Source organism: Luteibacter sp. HAY1-4A (assembly GCF_056755355.1).
On sequence record NZ_JBNDHZ010000023.1, the window covers coordinates 35,771 to 59,477 of the forward strand.

The window sequence follows — 23,707 nt, forward strand, 5'->3', positions numbered from 1 at the left end:
CCCGCCAAACGACCGTTAGAATGGCGGGCTTGTCTCCACCCCACGACTGCCGTCCGCCCCGGGCGGCCCGAGGAACACCCCATGGATTTCCGCTTTACCGACGACCAGCTGTCGATCCAGTCCATCGCGCGCGATTTCGCACAGAAGCGCATCGTGCCCGTGGCCGCCGAATTCGACGCCAAGGGCCAGTTCCCTCTGGAAAACATCCAGGAGATGGGCCAGCTGGGCCTGATGGGCATCGAAGTGCCGGAAGAGTACGGCGGCGCGGGCATGGACCCGGTGGCCTACGTACTGGCGATGGTCGAGATCGCGGCGGCCGACGCGGCTACCTCCACCATCATGTCGGTGAACAACTCGCTGTTCTGCAACGGCATCCTGAAGAACGGCACGGAAGAGCAGAAGCAGAAGTACGTGCGCGCCATCGCCTCGGGCGAGGCCATCGGTGCCTATGCGCTCACGGAACCGCAGTCGGGCTCCGATGCTTCCAACATGCACACCCGCGCGGTGAAGAACGCCGACGGCGACTGGGTCATCAATGGCAAGAAGAGCTGGATCACCTCCGGCCCCGTCGCCCGTTACATCGTGCTGTTCGCCGTGACCACGCCGGGCATCGGCGCCCGTGGGGTGTCTGCCTTCATCATCGACACGAAGCGCGAGGGTTTCCTCGCCGGCAAGACCGAACCCAAGCTGGGCATCCGCGCCTCGGCCACCTGCGAAATCGAGTTCCACGATTACGTGTGCCCCCAGGAAGACATGCTGGGCGAGGAAGGCAAGGGCTTTGCCATCGCCATGGGCGTACTCGATGCCGGCCGCATCGGTATCGCATCCCAGGCCGTGGGCATCGCCCGGGCCGCCTACGACGCCACCCTTCAGTGGTCGCGCGACCGCAAGGCCTTCGGCCAGCCCATCGGCACGTTCCAGATGACCCAGGCCAAGATCGCCGACATGAAGTGCAAGCTCGACGCGGCCCTGCTGCTCACGCTGCGCGCGGCGTGGACAAAGGGCCAGGTGGAGAAGACCGGCGGCCGCTTCGGCACCGAGGCCTCGATGGCGAAGCTGGTGGCCTCGGAAGCCGCGATGTGGATCACCCACCAGGCGGTACAGATCCACGGCGGCATGGGCTATTCGAAGGAAATGCCGCTGGAGCGCTACTTCCGCGACGCGAAGATCACCGAGATCTACGAGGGCACCAGCGAAATCCAGCGCCTCGTCATCGCCCGCGCGGAAACCGGCCTGCGCTGAGCACCCCCGTGTAGGAGCCGCCATGACGGCGAGGGAGCGCGCCTCACAGCTACACCGCTTCGTGGGCTTCTCGCCGCTGTAGCGGCTCCCACAGTCGGCGGACCCTCGCCGCCATGGCGGCTCCTACATTAAGCTCACCCTTTGGCCTTGCCTGGGGAGCTTCCATGATCGATCACACCGGCGTCATCGTCAGCGACTTCGAGCGCAGCAAGCTGTTCTACAAGAACGCCCTGGCTGCCATCAACTATGAGCTGATCGCCATCTTCCCCGGGGGCGCCAACCGCCGCACCGATGTCGCCGGCTTCGGCGAGGACGGCAAGCCCGACTTCTGGATCTACAAAGGCGAGCCGAACCGGCCGCCCGTGCACGTGGCCTTCCGTGTCACGTCGCAGCAACTCGTTCGCGCTTTCCACGAGGCGGCCCTCGCCGCCGGCGGCCGCGACAATGGCCCGCCCGGCCCGCGCTCGCACTACCACGCAGGGTATTACGGCGCCTTCGTACTCGACCCCGACGGTCACAACATCGAAGCGGTCTACCACGCGCCGTAAGCAGCGGATGATCCAATGTGGGAGCCGCTTCAGCGGCGATGGACGCTTGCGACAAGGTTGCCCGCTGCCGCGGGATCGCCGCTGAAGCGGCACCCACATCCCAAATGCGACTTTGACCTCTTTTCTTATCGTCCAAAAAAAGCCCGGCTTTCGCCGGGCTTTTTCGTTACGGGCGGTCGGTGCCTCGCCTTGGATCCGAATCGAAGGCGCGCACGTCGCCGACGTTCGGGGCGTGGGGGCCGACGTTCGTCGACGGGTTGCCGCCGTGCGGGCCATTGCCGCCGCCGTGTGGACCGTGGCCACCGCCGTCCGGTCCGTCGCCGTGGTGGCCGAGGTGCGACACCTCGTCCAGCTTGTCGCCCAGCATGCGGCGTACCGACACGTAGAACACCGGGATCAGCAGCAGGCCGAGGAACGTGGCGAACAGCATGCCGCCGATGACGCCCGTGCCGATCGCGTGGCGGGAGTTCGCACCCGCGCCGGTCGAAATGGCCAGCGGGAACACGCCGAGGATGAAGGCCAGCGACGTCATCAGGATGGGGCGGAGTCGCAGGCGGGCTGCCTCGACCACGCCGTCGCGCAGCGTCCTGCCTGCCTGCTGCTGTTCCACCGCGAATTCCACGATCAGGATTGCGTTCTTCGCTGCGAGGCCGATGACGGTGATCATGCCGATCTTGAAGTAGATGTCGTTCGGCAGGCCACGCAGCATGGAGAACACCACCGTGCCCAGGATGCCCAGCGGCACCACCAGCAGAACGGAGACCGGGATCGACCAACTCTCGTAAAGGGCGGCAAGGCAGAGGAACACGATCACCACCGAAAGGGCCAGCAGCATCGTCGACGAGTTACCCGAGAGGATTTCCTGGTACGACTGGCCGGTCCAGTCGTAACCGAAGCCCTTGGGCAGCTTGTCGTTGACGATGCCTTCGACGATCTGCATGGCCTGGCCGGTCGAATACCCCGGCGCCTGGTTGCCCACGATTTCCACCGCCGAGTAACCGTTGTAGCGGTTGAGCGTGGGCGCCGCCATCGTCCACTTGGAGTCGACCACCGTCGACAGCGGGATCATGGCGTTGTCCACCGGTGAGGTGGTGCTTGCCACGCTTGAACCGTCCGTCGACGACGTCGACGAGGACGCGGCGAGGGTGCTCGGCGTGAAGATGTGCGAGAACGCGTCGGTACCCATGCGATACGGCGCATCGGCCTGCAGCATCACGCGCTTCACGCGACCTTCGTACGAGAAGTCGTTGACGTACACCGGCGCCAGCGTGAGCTGGATCGCGGTATAGATGTCGCTGACCGAAAGGCCCATCGTCTGCGCCTGGGTACGGTCCACATGCAACTGCAGCAGCGGCGCGTCTTCCAGGGTGTTCGGGCGCACGCCCACGAGTGCGGTGTTCTGCGCCGCGGCGCCGAGCAGCATGTTGCGCGCCTGGGTCAGCTGGTCGCGCGACTGGCCGGCACGGGCCTGCAGATACATGTCGATACCGCCGAACTGCGACAGGCCGCGGATCGTCGGCAGGTTCACCACGAAGATGGTGGCGTCGCGCACGGCCTGCATCTTGCCGTTCGCCTGCTGGATGAACTCGGTGGCGGTGAGGTCGCGGTCGCCCCAGTCCTTCAGGCGGATGAAGGTCATGCCCACGTTCTCGCCCTGACCCACGAAGCTGAAGCCGGAGATCTGGAAGATGCCGTCCACGGACGGATCCTTCAGCAGGATCGCACGCTGGTCGGCCATCACCTTTTCGGTGCGGGCAAGGCTGGAACCGGGCGGCAGCTGCACGATGGCCAGCGCGTAGCCCTGGTCCTCGTCGGGCACGAAGCTCGTCGGCAGGCGCACGAACAGGAAGCCGCACACCACGGCGATCAGCACGAACACCACCATCCAGCGCGGGGCGTGGCGCACGGCGCTGCCCACATGACCGGAGTAGGTGTGGGTGACCCAGTCGAATACCTGGTTGAACTTGCGGTAGACGACGTTCTTCTTCTCGGCGTGCTCTGCCCGGAGGATCGTGGCGCAGAGGGCCGGCGTGAACGACAGCGCGAGGAAGGCTGAGAAGCCCATCGACACCGCGATCGTCAGCGCGAACTGCTTGTAGATGATGCCCGACGCGCCCGGCTGCAGCGCCGAGGGCACGAACACGGCCGCGAGCACCACGGTGATCGCGATCACCGCGCCGGTGATCTGGCCCATCGCCTTGCGCGTGGCTTCCTTCGGCGACAGTCCTTCCTCGGACATGATGCGCTCGACGTTCTCGATGACCACGATGGCATCGTCGACGACGATACCGATCGCCAGCACCATGCCGAACAGCGTCAGCTGGTTGACCGTGAAGCCCAAGGGCGACAGACCGAGGAAGGTGCCGAGCAGGGCCACCGGGATAACGAGGGTCGGGATGATCGTGGCGCGGAAGTTCTGCAGGAACAGCAGCATCACGAGGAAGACGAGGATGATCGCCTCCACCAGCGTGTGCACCACTTCCTCGATGGAGATGGTCACGAACTTGGTGGTGTCGTACGGGGCGAACCACGTCACGCCGTCGGGGAAGCTCCTGGCCAGTTCGTCCATCTTGCCGCGCACGGCATTCGCCACGTCCAGCGCGTTCGCGCCGGGCAGCAGCTGCACGCCGAACGAACCGGTGGCCGTGCCGTTCCACTGGGCGTTGAAGCCGTAGTTCTGCGGACCGAGTTCGACGCGCGCGACATCCTTCAGGCGCACCACGGTGCCGTCGTTGTTGGCGCGCAGGATGATTTCGGAGAACTGCTCGGGCGTGGTGAAGCGTCCTTCCGCCGAGACGGTGGCACTGAAGCCCTGGCCGTTGACGGCCGGGTCGGTACCGATCGAACCCGCGGCGAACTGCACGTTCTGCGTGCTGAGCGCGTTGCGCAGATCGGTGGCCGAGAGGCCGTAGCCGCGCAGCTTGTCCGGATTCAGCCAGACGCGCATGGCGTATTCGGCACCCAGCTGGCGCGTGTTGCCCACGCCGGGGATACGCGCGATCTGGTCGAGCACCTGCGACGACACGATGTCGGTCAGGCGGTTGCCGTCGATCGCCGGATTCGACGAGGTGAGCGCGATGAACATCAGGAAGTCGGGGTTGGACTTCGCCACCACGACACCCTGCTGGGTCACTTCCGAAGGCAGGCGCGGAGTTGCCAGCGCCACCTTGTTCTGCACCTGCACCTGCGCGATGTCGGGATCGGTGCCGGATTCGAAGGTGAGCGTGACCTGGGCCGTGCCGCTGGAGCTGGACGAGGACGAGAAGTAGAGCAGGTGGTCGATACCGGTCAACTGCTGCTCGATGACCTGCGTCACGGTTTTCTCGGTCGTGTCCGCACTCGCGCCCGGATAGGTCGCCGAGACGACGACCTGCGGCGGGGCGATGTTCGGATACGACTCGATACCCATGTTGAGCAAGGAGATCGTGCCGCACAGGCTGATCAGGATCGCCACCACCCACGCGAAGATGGGGCGGTCGATGAAGAAACTCGGCATGTCGGTTTCCTTTTACTGCTTGCCGGCGGGCGCGTCGGCACCGGGGCCGGCGGCTGCCGCCGGGGCGGCCTGGGCGGGGGACGCCTTCACGGGCGCGTTCTCCCTCGCCTTCGGCAGGCCCTGGATGATGATCTGGTCGCCCGGCTTGAGGCCGCCGGTGACCACCCAGTTGGCGCCGCTGAGGCGTTCGGCCTTGATCGGGCGACGGACGGCGGCGGAGGGTACGGTGGTGTCGGCGCCCGTCTTCGGGTCCTTGGCGTGGCCTTCGCCGACGACCATCACGTAGGCGTCGTTGGCGTCGCGCAGCACAGCCGCCTGCGGCACGAGGAACACGTTGTGCAGGTCGCCGAGCGTGGCCTTCACCGTCACGAACTGACCGGGCAGCAGGCGCTCGTCGGTGTTCTCGAGCAGCGCGCGCAGGTTCACCGTGCCCGTCTGCGGATTCACGGTGGCCGACGAGAAGTCGAGCATGCCCTGCTTGTCGTAGGCGGTACCGTCGGGCAACTGAATGCTCACGGTGGCTTTGTCCGTGGGCGACAGCGTGGCGGCGCCGGCGGCCGCGGCGCGGCGCATGGCGTCGAGGTCGGAGACCGACACGCTGAAGTTCACGTACAGCTTGTCGATCTGGTCGACGCGGGTGAGCAGGGTGGTATCGCCCTGGCCCACGAGGGCACCTTCGGTCACCTGCTGCTGGCCCGCACGGCCGTCGATCGGCGAGACCACGTCGGTGAAGCCGAGGTTGATGCGGGCCGACTGCACGTTCGCTTCGGCCTGCTTCACCGCGGCGTTGCCCGTGCGTTCGTTGGCCTCGGCCGTGTCCAGGTCCTGCCTGGACACGTAGTTCTTGCCGATCAGCCCGCGGGCGCGGTCGGCCTGGGCCTTGGCGTTGGCGGCCGAGGCGCGGGTGGAGGCAAGGTTGGCGAGCTGTGCGTCCAGTTCGGCCTTGAGCGGCTGCGGGTCGATCTGGAACAGCTTCTGGCCGGCCTTGACGTCCGTGCCTTCCTCATAGAGGCGATGCAGGAGGATGCCGGGCACGCGGGCGCGCACGTCGGCCGTACGGTAGGCCGACAGGCGACCCACCTGGTCCTGGACCAGCGGGGTGTCCTGGGGTTGCGCGGTAATGACGCCCACCTCGGGCGGAGGTGGCTGCTGCGGGGCTTCCTGCTTGTGGCAGGCGGCAAGCGCCGCGGCGAGGCCGAGGGCCAGCAGGGACGAGCGCAAGGGCAGGGGAGTCATGAGAACTTCGTTCCTTTTCCAGGTTTCTTGTTCGTTCGCGCTGCCGCACCGGGACGGTGCCGCTCGCAGGCATGCATACAGTTACTGTGTGTCCGGCCCGCCGTCCTGTGCCTTCCGGCCTCTTGCTTGTACCTAAAGGACGCCCGTGGCGCTGCCGAGCGCTCGGCGCAGCCGTAAGCATGATTCAGCACGTAAGTATACCGTCCAGTTTAGAATCTCCGGTGAGCTAACGTCAACGGGTTGTTTACACATTCGCGCGCCAATTGCTGCGATGCACACGATGTCCTGATTCGTTAGTGCCGACCCAACAGAGCGTCGGGTGCATCCGCGTGCGGCGATGCAGTGAAAAAACGCCAACGCGCATCGTCTTTCGGTGTGGCTACATGACGCCACAGGGAGCTATGCTTTCACGGATTTCCGTCCTCCCCACATCGATAATCCGCCCATGAATGCGATTCGCGCTGCCGAAAACGGCCCGTTCCACGCCGTTGTCTTCGATGAACTGAAAAAGCTCGACTATCCCGCGGAGCGCCTCAACGAGGCGCGCTTTTTTATCGAGGCCTTCTTCGAGCGGATCGCCCCCGCCGACCATGCGCTGCATGCGCCGGAGCGATGGGCCGCGCTGATCGCCGACCTGCTGGCCTTCGCCCGCGAGCGCACGCCCGGAAAAGCGAAGGTCCGTGTGTACAACCCGGGCCAGTCGGGCTCGCGTGCCGTGGTGGAGGTCGTGACCGACGACATGCCGTTCCTGGTGGACACGGTGTCGATGGTGGCTGCCGCGCATGCCGACATCCACGCCACCATCCATCCGGTGGTGCCGGTGGTGCGCTCGTCGTCGGGCGTGCTCGAGTCCATGGGTTCCGGGGAGAAAACGGAATCGGTCATGCGCTTCGAGATCGACCGAATCGACGACACCGAGCTGGACACCCTGAAGGCGAACGTCGAATCCGCGCTCGCCGACGTGCGCGAAGCGGTGGACGACTGGCGGGCCATGCGCGGCAAGATGCTGGAGGTTGCGGACGAGCTGGGTAAACGCTCGCTGCCGTACACCCCGGAAGAAGTCAGCGAAGCCTCGGAGTTCCTGCGCTGGGTGGCCGATAACCATTTCACCTTCATGGGCTACCGCGAATACGAAGTGGCGGCCGACGCGGGCGACCAGGTACTGAAGACGGTGGAAGGCTCCGGCCTCGGCATCCTGCGTGCCGCCGAGCGTTCACTGGCGCCGCGCTCGCTGCGCACCCTGGTGGCGAGCGAGCTGCCGCGCTCGGGTGCCACCGACGCCATCATCCTCACCAAGACCAACGCACGCTCGCCGATCCACCGTCCGGGCTACATGGATTACGTCAGCGTGCTCAAGTTCGACGAGCAGGGTCATCCCGTCGCCGAACAGCGCTTCCTGGGGCTGTTCTCCTCGAACGCGTACATGGCCCACCCGCAGCACGTGCCCCTGGTGCGCGACAAGTGCGAGGCCGTGATGAACCGCTCGGGCCTGAAGCGCGATTCGCACTCGGGCAAGGCCCTGCGCCACATCCTCGACACGCTGCCGCGCGACGAACTGTTCCAGTGCAGCACCGACGAACTTTACGCGCTGGCCATGGGCCTGCTGGAACTGGCCCAGCGCACGCGCACGCGCCTGTTCATCCGCCGCGACAGCTACGGCCGGTTCTTCTCCTGCATCGTGTACATCCCGCGCGACCGCTTCAATACGAGCGTGCGCGAACGCGTGGAGAACGTGCTGCGCGAGGCGTTCCATGGAGAGCACCTCGATTCGGCCGTGCTGATGGGCGAGGCCGCGCTGGTCCGCCTGCACGTCGTGGTGCGTCCGCGCATCGGCGACCATCCCGTTTACGACGCCGCCGCCATCGAGGCGCAGATCGTGTCGATCGCGCGTAACTGGTACGACGAACTGCGCGACCGGTTGATCGAGCTGACCGGCGAGCAGCAAGGCATCATCCTCGCCAACCGCTACGGCAAGGCCCTCCCGGCCGGCTACGTGGACGAGGTGTCGCCCGAGATCGCGGCGGCCGACGTGAAGGCGCTGGCTGGCCTCGACGGTCCGGACGCCATCAGCATGTCGTTCTACCATCCGCCCCATCGTCCGGAGGAACTCCGCTTCAAGGTCTACCGTTCCGGGTCGGACATCGCGCTTTCCGAAGTGATGCCGCAGCTGGAGAACCTGGGCCTGCGCGTGCTTACCGAGCACATGTACGAAGTGAAGCTCGGCGAGGGCCATCTGTTCGTGCAGGACTTCGAAGTGCAGCCGGTGGGCCGCCTCGCATTCGAGGTGGAGCAGGTCGGCAAGATCTTCGAGGATGCCTTCGAGCACATCTGGCGCGGCAGCGCGGAGAACGACGGCTTCAACCGCCTCGTGCTGGGCGCCAAGCTCGGCTGGCGCCAGGTCGCGGTGCTGCGCAGCTACTGCAAATACCTGCTGCAGACGGGCGTGGCGTTCTCGCAGGCGTACATGGAAGACGCCCTCAACCGTTATCCCGCCATCGCCGGCCTCATCATCGAGCTGTTCAACGCACGCTTCGATCCACACCGCGAGAGCCTCGACGGTGCCGAACGCGAACGTGCGGAAAGCATGCTCTCGCACGAGATGCACGCGTTGATGGACGCCGAGACGCTCGCCGCGCAGCCGGGGCTCATCGGCAACCTCGTGGCGTCGCTGGGCCGCCCGCGCACCGAACAGGTCGCGGCGGTGGAAGAGGCGATCAACGCCCTGCTGGACAATGTGTCCAGCCTCGACGAAGACCGCATCCTGCGCAGCTTCATCGCGCTGGTGCACGCCACCCTGCGCACGAACTTCTTCCAGGCCTGGGACGGCGCCTTCCGCCCGTACCTCAGCTTCAAGTTCGACTCGCACCGCGTGCCCGACCTGGCGAAGCCGGTACCGTTCCGCGAGATCTTCGTCTACGCGCCGCGTGTGGAAGGCATCCACCTGCGCTTCGGCTCGGTGGCCCGTGGCGGCCTGCGCTGGTCCGATCGCCGCGAAGATTTCCGCACCGAGGTGCTCGGCCTGGTGAAGGCGCAGATGGTGAAGAACACCGTCATCGTGCCGGTCGGCTCGAAGGGCGGCTTCTTCGTGAAGCGCCCGCCGGTCGGCGGCGACCGCGATGCGCAGCTGGCCGAGGGTATCGCCTGCTACCGCATGTTCATCAACGGCCTGCTCGACATCACCGACAACCTCGTCGAGGGCAAGGTGGTGCCGCCGCACGACGTGGTGCGCCATGACGAGGACGATCCGTACCTGGTCGTTGCCGCGGACAAGGGCACGGCCACGTTCTCGGACATTGCCAATGCCATTTCGACCGAACACGGTTTCTGGCTCGACGACGCGTTCGCTTCCGGCGGCTCCTACGGCTACGACCACAAGGGCATGGGTATCACCGCAAAGGGCGCCTGGGAGTCGGTGAAGCGCCACTTCCGTGCGCTCGGCCGCGATTGCCAGACCCAGGACTTCACCGTGGTCGGCGTGGGCGACATGTCGGGCGACGTGTTCGGCAACGGCATGCTGCTTTCCGAGCATATCCGCCTGCTCGCCGCGTTCGATCACCGCCACGTCTTCCTCGATCCGAATCCGGATGCCGCGAAGTCGTTCGCGGAACGCCAGCGCATGTTCGCGCTTCCGCGTTCCTCGTGGGACGACTACGACAAGTCGCTCATCTCGGCGGGCGGCGGCGTGTACCCGCGCAGCGCGAAGTCGATTCCGGTGTCGCCGGAAGTGCGGGCGGCGCTCGGCATTCGTGCCGAGGTCACGCACATGGCGCCCAGCGACCTGCTCGCCGCGATCCTGAAGGCCCCGGTGGACCTCCTCTGGAACGGCGGCATCGGCACTTATGTGAAGGCCACCAGCGAAACCCACGCCGACGTGGGCGATCGTGCCAACAACGCCCTGCGCGTGAACGGCAATGAGTTGCGCTGCAAGGTGGTGGGCGAGGGCGGCAACCTCGGCATGACCCAGAAGGGCCGCATCGAGGCCGCACAGGCCGGCGTGCTGCTCAACACCGACTTCATCGACAACTCCGCGGGCGTCGACACCTCCGATCACGAGGTGAACATCAAGATCCTGCTGAACGACGCGGTGCAGCGCGGCGAACTGAGCTTCGACGACCGTAACCGCCAGCTGGCGGAGATGACGGACGAAGTGGCGCGCCTGGTGCTGTGGGACAACTACCGGCAGAACCAGGCCATCACCATGATGGAACACCAGTCGGTGCGCCGCCTGGGTTCGATGGCGCACTTCATCGGCACACTGGAAGCCGAGGGCCTGCTCGACCGCCAGGTGGAATCGCTGCCGACAGCCGCCGAACTCGCCGAGCGCAAGCAGCGCGGCCAGGGCATGACCCGTCCGGAACTGTCGGTGCTGCTCTCCTACGACAAGATCCGCCTGTTCCAGCAGCTGCTTGAATCGGACGTGCCGGAAGATCCCTACCTGTCGCGCGAACTGGTGCGTTACTTCCCCGTGCCGCTGCACGAAAAGTACGCCGAGCACATGCAGCGTCACCGCCTGAAGCGGGAGATCATCGCCACGGCGGTCACCAACTCCACGATCAACCGCATGGGCGCGACCTTCATGATGCGCATGCAGGAGGATACGGGGCATGGCCCCGCGTCCATCGCGAAGGCCTATACCGCAGCACGCGAGATCCTGGATGCCCGCGACCTGTGGGCCGAGATCGAGGCGCTGGACGGCAAGGTGGCCGAGGATACGCAGATCGACGCGATCCTGCAGATCTGGTCGCTGCTGCGCCACCTCACCCGTTGGCTGCTGAACCGCCCCGGCGGCTCGCTCGACATCGCCGCAAACGTCGACCGTTATGCGAGCGAAGTCAGCGTGCTGCGCAAGGCGTTGCCGGATGCGCTCACCGATACCGGCCGGGGCGACTTCGCCGCCAGCCAGGAGAAGTGGGAAGGACTGGGCGTGCCCAACGCGCTGGCGGTGCGGCTTGCCCGCGTTCCCGTGCTCCGCTCGGCGCTCGACATGGTCGAGGTGTCCAAGCAGAGCGGCAAGGACGTCGCTATGGTGGCCACGGTCTTCTACGAGCTTGCCGAGGCGCTGGATCTCGACTGGCTGCGCGGCCAGATCGAAGCCCTGCCGGTGGAAGGCGCGTGGCATGCGCAGGCTCGCGGGTCGTTGCTGGACGAGCTCAACGCCCAGCACCGCGCACTCGCACTCCAGGTACTGGCGATCGCGGGCGATCGCACCGACATCAGCCCGGTCAAGGCCTGGCTGGATCGCGACGACGCCACGCTGAAGTACACGCGCGCCATGCTCGCGGAAATCCTTACCCAGAACGCGGACTACCCGATCGCCTCGGTCGCCGTCCGCCGCCTGGCCCAGCTGGCGCAGATTCCGGTGTGACGCAGAAGGCCGCCTGCGCCGTGCGGCTCAGGCGGTTTTCTGTGGGAATCCGGCTTTGTGTGGGAGCCGCTTCAGCGGCGATGGACGCTCGCGGCAAGCTCGCCCGCTGCCGCGGGATCGCCGGCGTAGCCGGCTCCCACAGTCCGCCCTACCCGCTGCGGTCGTTAGGCACTAAGCTCCGGGTTGGACCCGGATGCCCATTCCCCATGCGCCTAGCCTTCGTCGCCAGCGAAACCGAAGTCGCCCAACGTGCCCGCGCCACGCTCGTCAAGCGTTACCGCGGTGTCGAGCCTGCGGATGCCGACATCATCGTGTCGCTCGGGGGCGACGGCTTCATGCTGCGCACCTTGCACGCGCACCGCACCCTCGGCGTCCCGTTCTACGGCATGAAGCTCGGCCGTCTCGGGTTCCTGATGAACCAGCACGACGTCGACCACCTTCCCGATCGCATCGAGAAGGCCCATCCCGCCGTGCTGCATCCGCTTGAAATGCACAGCACCTGCTGCGACGGCGCCGAACACCGCGCACTGGCCTTCAATGAAGTGGCGCTCTTGCGGCAGACCAACCAGGCGGCACACCTGCGCGTGAGCCTGAATGGCGAGATGAAGCTGGACGAACTCGTCTGCGACGGCATCCTCGTCTGCACGCCCGCAGGGTCCACCGCGTACAACCTTTCCGCGCACGGCCCCATCCTGCCGCTTGACGCGAACGTGCTGGCACTCACGCCCATCAGCCCGTTCCGGCCCAGGCGTTGGCGCGGCGCCATCCTGCCGCATGCCACGCGGGTGGGTTTCGAAACGAAGGATCCGAACAAACGGCCCATCAGCGCCACCGCGGACTTCCACGAAGTGCGCGACGTGCGTTCGGTCGAGGTCAAGCAATCGCGGCGGAACGCGGTACGCCTGCTGTTCGACCCGGAACACAACCTCCAGCAGCGCATTCTCGACGAACAATTCGCCCCATGAACGATCCCGACACCATTCACGGCATCGGCGACGCCACGCACGGCGCCCACGCGGAATCCTCGGTCGGCGACAACCGCCTCGTCGTGGCCATTTCCTCGCGCGCCCTGTTCGACATGGGCGACAGCCACGAACTGTTCGAACGCGAAGGGCTGGACGCCTACCGGGCCTACCAGATCGAGCACGAAGACGAACTGCTGAAGCCCGGCGTGGCTTTCCCCCTGGTGCAGAAGCTGCTCGGGCTGAACGCGCTGTCGGGCGACGTGCCCGCGGTGGAAGTGATCCTCCTGTCGCGCAATTCGGGCGACACCGGTCTGCGCATCTTCAATGCGATCCAGCACTACAAGCTGGGCATCTCCCGCGCCGCGTTCACCAGTGGCGCGCCCACGTCGGATTACATCGCGCCGTTCCGCGCCGACCTCTTCCTCTCGGCCAACGCCGAGGACGTGGGCCGCGCACTGCGGGCCGGCGTGGCCGCGGCCACCATCCTGCCTTCCACGGCGCCGCAGCGATCCAGCGAGCAACTGCGCATCGCCTTCGACGGTGATGCGGTGATCTTCGGCGACGAGGGCGAACGCGTGTCGAAAGAGCAAGGTCTCGACGCCTTCCACCGCAACGAGACCGAGCGCTGGGCCGAGCCGTTGTCCGGTGGCCCGTTCCGGGGCTTCCTGGCCGCACTGCACCGTTTGCAGGCTGCTTTCCCGGCCGAGACCTCGCCGATCCGCACCGCGCTGGTCACCGCGCGTTCCGCGCCGGCGCACAAGCGCGTGATCCTTACCCTTCGCCGCTGGGGCGTGCGTATCGACGAAGCGCTGTTCCTTGGCGGGCGCGACAAGGGGCCGTTCCTGGACGCCTTCGGCGCGGATATCTTCTTCGACGATTCGCCGGCCAACGTGGAGTCGGCGCGCAAGCACGTGGCGACGGGCCACGTACCCCACGGCGTCTCCAATTCGTAGAGCTCGCTTGTGTGGGAGCCGCTTCATCGGCGATGGGTGCGCGCAGCGAGCGTGCCCGCTGCCGCGGGGATCGCCGGCATAGCCGGCTCCCACATCAGCAGGTCACACGATATTCGTCCAGCGCCACCACTGCGTCTTCTTGTCCTCGCGCACGAAGGTGAACAAACCGGCGCCGAGGATCATCGCGATGCCGATGAGCATCGGCCAGTCGAGGTGGTCGTGGAACAGCAGGTAGCCGAACAGGATCGCCCATAACATCTGGCTGTACTGGGTAGGGGCTACCCGGTTCGCCGGCGCATGCTGCGTGGCCAGCATCAGCAGCACCGCGCCCGCCGCGGCGAAGAGGCCGTAGCCCAGCAGCAGGAACCACTGGTGGGCGTTCGGCCATACGAAGTGCGGCAGCATCATGATGAAGCCCGCGATCATCGGGCCGACGACGCCGGCGCCGTAAAGGGTGATGCGTTTCTCGGTGGCGCCGGCCATGCGCAGGGCGACGATGGAAAGGGCGCCGGCGAGACCGCAGACGATGGCCGCGACATGCCCCGTGCCCAGGTGCCGGAATCCCGGCCGGAGCACCACCAGTACGCCCAGGAAGCCCACGATCACGGCCGACCAGCGCCGCCACCCCACGTGCTCGCCGAGGAACACTACGGAGAGGATGGTGACGAAGATCGGCAGCAGGAAGATCAGGCAGAAGGCTTCCGCCATCGGGAGGGCCGTAAAGGCCATCACGGCGGTGACGTTGCCGATGGCACCGGCCAGCGCCCGCAGCAGCCACAGGCCCGGGAGCCTCGACACCACCACCTCGCGCCAGCGGTCGCCGGGCTTCTTCAGGAACGGAAGGGCGGCCATGGCAAGGATCGCACCGAAGAACACGGCCTCGTAGGCGGGCAGGGTGCCTTCCAGGGATTTGACGAAGGCGTCGCTCCACGCATAGGCCGCGTAGCAGGCGAAGCCGAGGAGTACGCCTTTGAACATGGGTGGTATCCGGCGGCGGGGACGGCCCCATTATGACGGCACGGCGCGGCCGGATTGTTGCGCACCGCCATGACCGCGGACGGCCCCATGGCTACAATCGGGAGTTTCCGGCTGCCCATCCAAGAGTACCCGCATGGCCCATCGTCTCGACCCGCTCGATCTCTACGACGTCCGTTCGCTTCTCACCGACGAGGAGCGCGCCGTGCAGGACGCCGTCGGCCGCTTCGTCGACGAAAAGGTCCTGCCGATCATCGGCGACGCCTTCGATCAGGGGCGCTTCCCGTCCGAACTGGTGTCCGAGATTGCCGGGCTGGGCCTGCTCGGCGCCACGCTGCCGGAAGAATACGGTTGCGCGGGCATGAACGGTGTCAGCTACGGCTTGATCTGCCAGGAACTGGAGCGCGGCGATTCCGGCCTGCGCAGCTTCGCCTCCGTGCAGAGCTCGCTGTGCATGTACCCGATCTTCGCCTATGGCTCGGAAGAGCAGAAGCGCGAGTACCTGCCGCGCATGGCGGCGGGCGAGGTCATCGGCTGCTTCGGCCTCACCGAGCCGCATGGCGGTTCCGACCCGGCGAACATGAAGACCGTCGCGCGCAAGGACGGCGACGACTGGGTGATCAACGGCGCCAAGATGTGGATCACCAACGGCAACCTCGCCCATATCGCCATCGTCTGGGCTCAGACCGACGACGGCATCCAGGGCTTTATCGTGCCCACCTCCACGAAGGGCTTCGCGGCGCAGGAAGTGCACAAGAAGATGAGCCTGCGCGCGTCGGTCACCTCCGCGCTGTTCTTCGACGACGTGCGCGTGCCCGACAGCGCACGCCTGCCGAACGCGAAGGGCCTCAAGGGTCCGCTCGGCTGCCTCAACCAGGCGCGCTACGGCATCACCTGGGGGCCCATCGGTGCCGCCCAGGCCTGCCTGAAGGAAGTGCTCGACTACACCGCGCAACGCGTGCTGTTCGGCCGCCCGCTGGCCGCCAACCAGGCCGTGCAGCTGAAGCTGGCGGACATGGCCCGGCGCATCACCACGGCGCAGCTGCTGTCGTTGCAACTCGGCCGGCTGAAGGACGCCGGCCGCCTGCAGCCCACGCAGGTGTCGCTCGCCAAGTGGAACAACGTGCGCATGGCGCTGGACATCGCGCGCGAGTGCCGCGACATCCTCGGCGGCGCGGGCATCACCACGGAACATTCGGCCATCCGCCACGCGTTGAACCTGGAATCGGTCATCACCTATGAAGGCACGGAGACCGTGCACCAGCTGGTGGTCGGCCGCGAACTCACCGGCATCAACGCGTTCTGAGGTCCGTATGCACGGCCTGCGCATCGAGACGGACCGCCTGATCCTGCGGCCCACGGCGGCGGAGGATTTCGACGCCTGGGCCGAATGCATGGCCGACCCCGAAGTGAACCGGTTCCTCGGCGGCCCGCAGCCGCGCGCGATCGCCTGGCGCAACTTCATGACCATGGCGGGCTGCTGGAGTCTCCAGGGCTTCGGCATGTTCTCCGTGATCGAGCGGTCCAGCGGCCGCTGGGTCGGTCGCCTTGGGCCCTGGCATCCGGAGGGCTGGCCCGGGCACGAGATCGGGTGGGGCCTGCTGCGCGAGACCTGGGGCAAGGGCTACGCCACCGAGGGTGCGGCCGCCTCCATGGACTGGGCGTTCGAACATCTGGGCTGGACCCAGGTCATCCACTCCATCAGCCCCGAGAACCACGCATCGATCGGCGTCGCCAGAAAGCTCGGCTCGACCCTGCTGGGGCCGGGCAAGCTGCCGCCACCGTTCGAGGACGACGTGGTCGACCTATGGGGGCAGACGCGCGAGCAATGGTTCGCCCGTCGCCGTTGAATCCTTCCACACGAGCAACCGCCTTGAACGCTACCGCATCCACGGGGCCCACCATCTACGGCTGGCGCGCCTCCGGCAACTGCTACAAGTTGCAGCTCCTCCTGGACATGCTCGGCCGTCCGTACCGTTGGATCGAAACGGTGACCACGGAAGGCGCCACGCGCACGCCCGAATTCCTGGCGTTGAACCCGAACGGCAAGGTGCCTCTTCTCGTGCTGGAAGACGGGCGCCGCCTCGCCGAGTCCAACGCGATCCTCTGCTACCTCGCGGAAGGCACGGCCTATCTGCCGGACGATGCGTGGGAGCGGGCGCGGACGCTGCAATGGCTGTTCTTCGAGCAGTACAGCCACGAGCCCTATATCGCGGTGGCGCGCTTCATCTGCCGCTGGCTGCCCGCGGATCATGAGCGGCAAGCGGAACTTCCGCGGCTTCGCGAGCGGGGCGGCACGGCGCTGGATGTCATGGAGCGCCACCTGGAACAGGAGCCGTGGTTCAGCGGCGGCCCCTTCGGCATCGCCGACATCGCGCTCTTCGCCTATACGCACTGCGCTTCCGAAGCCGGGTTCGACCTCACGCGCTGGCCGCATGTCGGCGCGTGGCTGGAGCGCGTCCGCGCACAGCCCGGCTTCACTCCGATGATCGCCTGATTCCCTCCTTCCCGCCGAGTCCCCCATGTCCGTCCCGCAACCCATCGCCGCCCGCCACAAGGGCTTCAACCGCGCCGAGATCGTCGACCAGAACTTCGTCGAGTTCGTGCAATCGTGGCAGGGCGATGTCGCGCGCGCGCCGCGCGACCATGAACCCGTGTTGCCCGGCAGCGCGCTCGACGCACGAGGCTTCCGCGACCTGTTCGAATCGCAGCTGATCAGCCGGCACCTCGACCTGATGGCGCGCGTCCTGCGCGTGCAGAACAAGGTGTTCTACACCATCGGCTCGTCGGGGCACGAAGGCAACGCCATGGTGGCGCGCCTGGCCCGGCACACGGATCCCGCGTTCCTGCACTACCGCAGCGGCGGATTCATGGCGGAACGTTTCCGCAAGCTGCCCGGGATGGACCCGGTGATGGATTCCGCGCTGTCGTTCGCGGCGAGCAGCGAAGACCCGGCATCGGGCGGGCGGCACAAAGTATGGGGAAGCAAGCCGTTGTGGGTGCTTCCGCAAACCTCGACCATTGCCTCGCACCTGCCCAAGGCGCTCGGTACCGCCATTGCCATCGAGCAGGCACGCCGCATCGGCCATGCCTTGCCGGTACCCGACGACGCCATCGCCATCTGCTCGTTCGGCGACGCGTCTTCCAACCATGCAACCGCGCAGACGGCTTTCAACGCGGCCGCCTGGACGGCCTACCAGAAGTTGCCCGCACCCGTGCTGTTCGTGTGCGAGGACAACGGCATCGGCATTTCGGTGAAGACACCGAGCGGATGGGTGGCGAACAACTTCCGCAACCGCCCCGGCCTTGATTATTTCTACGCCGACGGTCTCGACCTCGCCGGTGGCTATGCCGACGTGCAGCGTGCGGTGGAGCATTGCCGCACGACGCGGCGGCCGACGTTCCTCCATCTCGGCACCACGCGCATCATGGGTCACGCCGGTACGGATTTCGAGATCGAATGGCGTTCGGTGGAAGAACTGGTGGCCCTCGAAGCCACCGATCCGCTGTTGCGCAGCGCCGCCATCGCGCTCGCTTCCGGACTCTTCGACCGCGAAGGGCTGCTGGACCTGTACGAGGCCATCCGCAAGCGCTGCTTCGAAGCGGCGGAAGACGCGGATCGCCGGCCTCGCCTCACGCGCCTGGACGACGTGATGGCACCGCTGGCGCCGTACTCGCCGGAGGCCGTTCGCACCGAAGCCTCGCGTGTCGCCGATGCGGCAGAACGCGAGCGTGTATTCGGCGGCACGGACAAGCTGCCTGAAAAGCAGCCGCCCCGGCACCTGGCCATCCAGATCGGCCAGGCGCTGCACGACCTGATGGCAAAGTATCCGGAGAGCCTGCTCTTCGGGGAGGACGTGGCGCAGAAGGGCGGCGTGTACACCGTGACGAAGGGCCTGCACAAAGCCTTCCGCAACGCCCGCGTATTCAACACGCTGCTCGACGAGACGATGATCCTCGGCCTGGCGCAGGGCTACGCGAACATGGGCATGTTGCCGTTGCCCGAGATCCAGTACCTCGCGTATTTCCACAACGCCTGCGACCAGATTCGCGGCGAGGCCGCGTCGTTGCAGTTCTTCTCCAACGACCAGTACCGCAACCCGATGCTGATGCGTGTGGCATCGCTCGGCTACCAGCGTGGTTTCGGCGGCCACTTCCACAACGACAATTCGATCGCCGCGTTGCGCGACATACCGGGTCTCGTCGTGGGCTGCCCGAGCCGGGGCGACGACGCCGCCACGATGCTGCGCACGCTCGCGGCCCTGGCGAAGGCGGACGGCCGTGTCACCGCCTTCCTGGAGCCGATCGCGCTGTACATGACCAAGGACCTCTACGAAGCGGGTGACGGCCAGTGGCAGTTCGCCTATCCGGCGCCCGACGAAGCGATGTCTCTCGGCGAGGGGCGCGTCTATGACGAGGCCGCGGACGACCTCGTGATCTTCACCTTCGGCAACGGCGTGCCGATGAGCCTGCGCGCGGCGCGGCGCATCGGTACGGAGAAGGGCTGGAAGGTGCGTGTGGTCGACCTGCGCTGGCTGGTGCCGCTCAATGACGCGTTCATCGCCAAGCAGGCGGCCAGTGCCAAGCGCATCCTGGTCGTGGACGAAGGCCGCAAGAGCGCCGGCGTGGGCGAGGGCGTGATCACGGCCATCGTCGAGGCCGGGCTCGGGCACCTTCCGCTGCGCCGCGTGGTGGGCGCCGATACGTTCACGCCACTGGCCGGCGCGGCGTTCCTGGTGCTCCCCGGCGACGACGACGTCGTGGCGGCAGCGACGGCGCTGGCCTGACCCTTGTGGGAGCCGGCTTTGCCGGCGATCCCGCGGCAGCGGGCAGCCTCGTGGCGAGCACCCATCGCCGCTGAAGCGGCTCCCACAGGGTCGACGTTTACCCGACCTCAGCCCGGCGGACGAGCACGGGGCCGGCATGGCCGGCGCATATCGCCCGGTTCCGCCCGGCCAGCTTCGCCTGGTACATCGCCGCATCGGCCCGCTCCACCAGTGACTGCACGGTGTCGGCGGGTGTGCGCATCGCGACACCGATGGATATCGTGAGCATGTCCGCGGTGCTTACGTGCACATCGAGCCGATGCACGCGACGGCACAGCCGCGTGGCGATCTGCATCGCGTTTTCCTTGTCCACGCCTTGCAGCAAGGCGACGAACTCCTCGCCGCCATAGCGCCCGAGCAGGTCGGAGGGACGCAATTCCTGCCGCAGGGCGGCGGCCACGGCGACCAGCGCCTTGTCGCCCGCCGCATGGCCGTGGCGGTCGTTGAGCGCCTTGAAGTGGTCGAGGTCGAAGAACAGCACGGCCACGGGCCGGGCCAGGCCCTGGTCCAGCACGTCCAGCGCCGCGTCCGTCCACGCACGGCGGTTGAGCAGCCCGGTGAGCGGGTCGCTGTCGGCCAGCTGGCGTGCGCGGTCCCGGTCGTGGCGGATGGTGAGGGCGCGGTCGGAAAGGCCGATCGAGAGCACGATAGCCTCGAACGCGCCCATGGCGATCGCCGCGTCGGGCAACCATGGCGCTCCCGCGAGCATGCCCTGCAGCTGCACCCCGCATAGGGCCGTCAGGATCAGGAGCGGGGTCCAGCCCACGAGGAAGAACCAGGCATGCCGCGAACCCCGCGCCGCGGCGAAGGAGCCGGCCACCAGCAGCAGGAGGGCGCCGAGGAGAACCAAGGGCTGCAATAGTAAGTGCGCCATGTTGGCCAGGACATCGACGCCGGTCGCGCGCAGGACGATGAGCAGCGGCATCACCACCGCGAACGACAACACCGGCGTACGCAACAGGGGCACGTATTCGTCGACGCGGGCGAAGCGCAGCATGAAGAGCGCAGCGAACGACACGGAAAGTGCCGTGGCGGCGTCGCCGAGCACGTCGGCGGCGCCGGCGAGCGATTGCAGTTCCAGCGGGTGGAAAACGAAGCCCGAGCGCAGGCCCTGGATCAGGCCGTAGCAGATCAGGTAGGCGGCATACCAGCCGAAGGTCATGTCGCGCAGGATCAAGGCGAAGCACAGGGCCATCAGCGCCATGGTCAACATGACGGCGAACGAGCCCGTGGCGAATACCATCCAGGCGCCATCGTCCCGCAGGTAGTCGGGCCAGGCGTCGAGCGAGATGGTCACGGCCCCCGCGGGTGACGCGCTGCCGTGGAACTTGAGCAGGAGCGGCCGCGACGCGGGAATGGACTCGGGAACGCTGAAGATCACCCGCCCATGGCCGTGCAGCGGCGGGCCGAAATCCTGCAGCGACGTGGTGGCGACGAGGGTGTTCCCGTCGTACAGCGAAATCGATCCCATGCCAGGGTGGCGCACGCTCAATACGCGCTCGCCGCTCGTCCAGGGTGGCGGCGTGCGCACGACGACCCAGGACCCGTTGGGCGAATTGGGGAGCACTTGCAGGTGTGTGGGGTCGAAGGATGGGAACGGGCGCTGGGCCGCTTCGGCCAGGACGTCGACGGGCTGTTCGCCCGGGCGCGCTTCCCGCGCGTTGGCGAGCAGGGTGGTGGCGGCGGCCGCGCCCGTGAAGAACAGGGCGCAGACGAACGCCGTCTGCAGGAGACGGACGATCCAGCCGTGTCGTCGGTTGCAGAAACGCATTCCGAACCCCGCGAAAAGCTCAAGGTGCGCCGGTCTGGCGCACGGCGTGGATCCGGAAGCGTTTCGATCGAAAGCCCGTCTCCCCCTTCGACTGCAAGGCCATTGTGCCTTGCCGCCGGCAGGATGTCGCCTTGGCCGTTCGGGCTAGGTGAAGGCCCGAACGGCAGGCCGGGCCACCCGGTCAGGGCGCGGCGAGGCCGCCGAAGCGCTCCAGCAGCTGGGTCTGCGCGTCCCGTGTGGGCTGTCCGGCCGATGGCTGGGGGAGGGCATAAGTGCCATCCGGCTGTTGGACCCACGCCGAGTGGTTGTCGGTGAGGTAAAGATCGAGTTCGCGCCGGATACGCTGCCGGAGCTTCTTGCCCTCCACCGGGAAGCAGGTTTCCACCCGGCGTTCCAGGTTTCGCTCCATGAGGTCTGCGCTGGCCAGGAACACGTCCGGCTCCCCGTCGTTGAGGAACCAGTACACGCGGCTGTGCTCCAGGAACCGGCCCACCACCGAGCGCACCCGGATGTTCTGCGACACGCCGGGCACGCCGGCGCGCAGGCAGCACATGCCGCGCACGATCAGGTCGATCTTCACGCCGGCCTGGCTCGCGCGGTACAGCGCGCGGATCACTTTCGGATCGGTGATCGCATTGATCTTGCAGATGATCTCGGCCTTCTTTCCCGCGGCGGCGTGCACCGCTTCGCGGGCGATGAGGTCGAGCAGGCCCTTCTTCAGGGTGAACGGCGCATAGAGCATGCGCTTCATCTTCAACGCCTTGCCCATGCCGGTGAGCAAGCGGAACAGGCGATGCACATCGTCGCACAGCGCCTCGTCGGAAGTGAGCAGGCTGTAGTCGGTGTAGAGGCGCGCGTTGCCCGAATGGTAGTTACCTGTGCCGAGGTGCGCGTAGCTAACCAGCTTGCCTGCTTCCCGGCGCTGCACGAGCATGAGCTTCGCGTGCGTCTTTACGCCGACCACGCCGTAGGTCACCACGGCACCCGCCTGCTGCAACCGCGAGGCAAGGCTCAGGTTGGATTCCTCGTCGAAGCGGGCGCGCAGCTCTACCACCGCCGTGACTTCCTTGCCTGCGCGCGCCGCTTCCACCAGCGCGTCGACGATCTCGGAATTCGCGCCGCTGCGGTAGAGCGTCTGCTTGATCGTGAGCACCTGCGGGTCCTTCGCCGCCTGGCGCAGGAAGTCCACGACGGGCGAGAACGATTCGAACGGGTGGTAGAGCAGGATGTCCTGCTTGCCGATGACCGTGAACATGTCTTCGGCTTCGGCCAGCGCCTTGGGCAGCGCGGGCACGAACACCGGAAACTGCAGCCGCGCATACGCCGGTTGCAGGGTCATCTCGAACAGCCGGGCGAGGTTCACCGGACCGTTCACCTCATACAAGGCGTCGGCGTCCAGCGAATACTGCTTCAGGAGGTAGTCGACCAGCGGCTTAGGGCAATTGTCAGCCACCTCGAGGCGCACCGCGTCACCGTAGCGCCGCGAGAAGAGTTCGCCGCGCAGCGTGCGCGCGAGGTCCTCGACGTCTTCCGGGTCGATGGTGAGGTCGGCGTTGCGGGTGAGACGGAACTGATAGGAGCCCAGCACGCGCATGCCGGGGAACAGGTCGTCCGCGTGCGCGTGGATGATGGAAGACAGCAGCACATAGTTGTCGCCGCCCTCGCACACCTCCTCCGGCAAGCGAATGATGCGCGGCAGGATGCGCGGCGCGGGTACGATCGCGAGGCCGGAGTCGCGGCCGAAGGCGTCGGTGCCTTCCAGTTGCACGATGAAGTTCAGGCTCTTGTTCACCAGCCGCGGAAACGGGTGCGTCGGATCGAGGCCGATCGGCGTGACCAGCGGTGCCACCTCGTGGCGGAAATAACGGCGTACCCAGAGCTTCTGCTTGTGCGTCCACTGGTTGCGCCGGACGATGCGGATACCTTCCTGCGCCAGCGCGGGAAGGATCTTCTCATTGAGGATGGCGTACTGCCGCTCGATCTGCCTGTGCGCCACCTCCGAGATTTCGGCGAGCACGCGGCGCGGTGGGATGCCGTCGGCCCCGATCATCTCGTGGTCGAAGGCGATCTGCTGCTTCAGCCCGGCTACCCGGATCTCGAAGAACTCGTCCATGTTCGACGAGAATATGAGGAGGAACTTGAGCCGCTCGATCAGCGGCTTGGACTCGTCCAGCGCCTGGTCGAGCACGCGGATATTGAACTGCAGCTGCGACAGTTCGCGGTGGACGTAGAGAGCCGGATCGTTGAGGTCGATATCCGGTGCGTCCGCGGGAACAGGCTGTCGAGCGGTCTTCGCGCCGGCGGTGGATTCGGTGGGTGGGGTCATCGTG

General features: G+C 66.7%; 14 protein-coding genes. 9 read left to right on the plus strand and 5 right to left on the minus strand.

The annotated features are described in order from the left end of the window. Nucleotides 1-81: 81 nt before the first annotated feature. On the plus strand, nucleotides 82-1,242 hold the full coding sequence (locus ACPYOD_RS09730; protein ID WP_481301541.1) for an acyl-CoA dehydrogenase family protein: 1,161 nt from the start codon (nucleotides 82-84) through the stop codon (nucleotides 1,240-1,242). 164 nt (nucleotides 1,243-1,406) lie between these two features. Next, the gene (locus ACPYOD_RS09735; protein ID WP_481301542.1) at nucleotides 1,407-1,790 is read left to right on the plus strand and encodes a VOC family protein; all 384 of its coding nucleotides are present in this window, start codon (nucleotides 1,407-1,409) and stop codon (nucleotides 1,788-1,790) included. Between the two features lie 166 nt (nucleotides 1,791-1,956). On the opposite strand, the gene ACPYOD_RS09740 is transcribed toward ACPYOD_RS09735, so the two are convergent. Beyond that, nucleotides 1,957-5,286, minus strand: a complete 3,330-nt coding sequence (locus ACPYOD_RS09740; RefSeq protein WP_481301543.1) for a multidrug efflux RND transporter permease subunit — start codon at nucleotides 5,284-5,286, stop codon at nucleotides 1,957-1,959. 12 nt (nucleotides 5,287-5,298) lie between these two features. Further along, a complete protein-coding gene (locus tag ACPYOD_RS09745) occupies nucleotides 5,299-6,522 on the minus strand; it encodes an efflux RND transporter periplasmic adaptor subunit (RefSeq protein ID WP_481301544.1) in 1,224 nt (407 codons plus the stop codon). Between the two features lie 445 nt (nucleotides 6,523-6,967). Here ACPYOD_RS09745 and ACPYOD_RS09750 point away from each other — a divergent pair, with 445 nt between their 5' ends. The 3 genes from ACPYOD_RS09750 (at nucleotide 6,968) to ACPYOD_RS09760 (ending at nucleotide 13,805) form a co-directional block, all read left to right on the plus strand. After that, a complete protein-coding gene (locus ACPYOD_RS09750; RefSeq protein WP_481301545.1) occupies nucleotides 6,968-11,887 on the plus strand; it encodes an NAD-glutamate dehydrogenase in 4,920 nt (1,639 codons plus the stop codon). A gap of 206 nt (nucleotides 11,888-12,093) precedes the next feature. Then, nucleotides 12,094-12,852 carry an NAD kinase gene (locus ACPYOD_RS09755; RefSeq protein WP_481301546.1) on the plus strand — a complete coding sequence of 253 codons (759 nt, stop codon included), beginning with the start codon at nucleotides 12,094-12,096 and terminating at the stop codon, nucleotides 12,850-12,852. Further along, nucleotides 12,849-13,805 carry a 5'-nucleotidase gene (locus ACPYOD_RS09760; RefSeq protein WP_481301547.1) on the plus strand — a complete coding sequence of 319 codons (957 nt, stop codon included), beginning with the start codon at nucleotides 12,849-12,851 and terminating at the stop codon, nucleotides 13,803-13,805. The genes ACPYOD_RS09755 and ACPYOD_RS09760 overlap by 4 nt, the downstream gene beginning before the upstream one ends. A gap of 102 nt (nucleotides 13,806-13,907) precedes the next feature. Here ACPYOD_RS09760 and ACPYOD_RS09765 read toward each other — a convergent pair whose 3' ends face one another. Then, nucleotides 13,908-14,783: a DMT family transporter gene (locus ACPYOD_RS09765; RefSeq protein WP_481301548.1), complete on the minus strand. Its 876-nt coding sequence runs from the start codon at nucleotides 14,781-14,783 to the stop codon at nucleotides 13,908-13,910. 133 nt (nucleotides 14,784-14,916) lie between these two features. Between ACPYOD_RS09765 and ACPYOD_RS09770 the strand changes: the two genes are divergently transcribed. The 4 genes from ACPYOD_RS09770 to ACPYOD_RS09785 are packed head-to-tail and all read left to right on the plus strand — an operon-like array spanning nucleotide 14,917 to nucleotide 19,567. Then, complete coding sequence (locus tag ACPYOD_RS09770) at nucleotides 14,917-16,086, plus strand: acyl-CoA dehydrogenase family protein (RefSeq protein ID WP_481301549.1); 1,170 nt, start codon at nucleotides 14,917-14,919, stop codon at nucleotides 16,084-16,086. 7 nt (nucleotides 16,087-16,093) lie between these two features. After that, entirely contained in the window at nucleotides 16,094-16,630 is a 537-nt protein-coding gene (locus ACPYOD_RS09775; RefSeq protein ID WP_481301550.1) for a GNAT family N-acetyltransferase, read from the plus strand. A gap of 23 nt (nucleotides 16,631-16,653) precedes the next feature. Further along, a complete protein-coding gene (locus ACPYOD_RS09780) occupies nucleotides 16,654-17,277 on the plus strand; it encodes a glutathione S-transferase family protein (protein ID WP_481301551.1) in 624 nt (207 codons plus the stop codon). Nucleotides 17,278-17,302: 25 nt separating this feature from the next. Continuing rightward, nucleotides 17,303-19,567: a thiamine pyrophosphate-dependent enzyme gene (locus ACPYOD_RS09785; RefSeq protein WP_481301552.1), complete on the plus strand. Its 2,265-nt coding sequence runs from the start codon at nucleotides 17,303-17,305 to the stop codon at nucleotides 19,565-19,567. Between the two features lie 97 nt (nucleotides 19,568-19,664). On the opposite strand, the gene ACPYOD_RS09790 is transcribed toward ACPYOD_RS09785, so the two are convergent. Then, entirely contained in the window at nucleotides 19,665-21,377 is a 1,713-nt protein-coding gene (locus tag ACPYOD_RS09790; protein WP_481301553.1) for a GGDEF domain-containing protein, read from the minus strand. A 181-nt stretch (nucleotides 21,378-21,558) separates the two neighbouring features. Then, on the minus strand, nucleotides 21,559-23,703 hold the full coding sequence (gene ppk1, locus ACPYOD_RS09795) for a polyphosphate kinase 1 (protein WP_481301554.1): 2,145 nt from the start codon (nucleotides 23,701-23,703) through the stop codon (nucleotides 21,559-21,561). Between the last annotated feature and the right edge of the window lie 4 nt (nucleotides 23,704-23,707).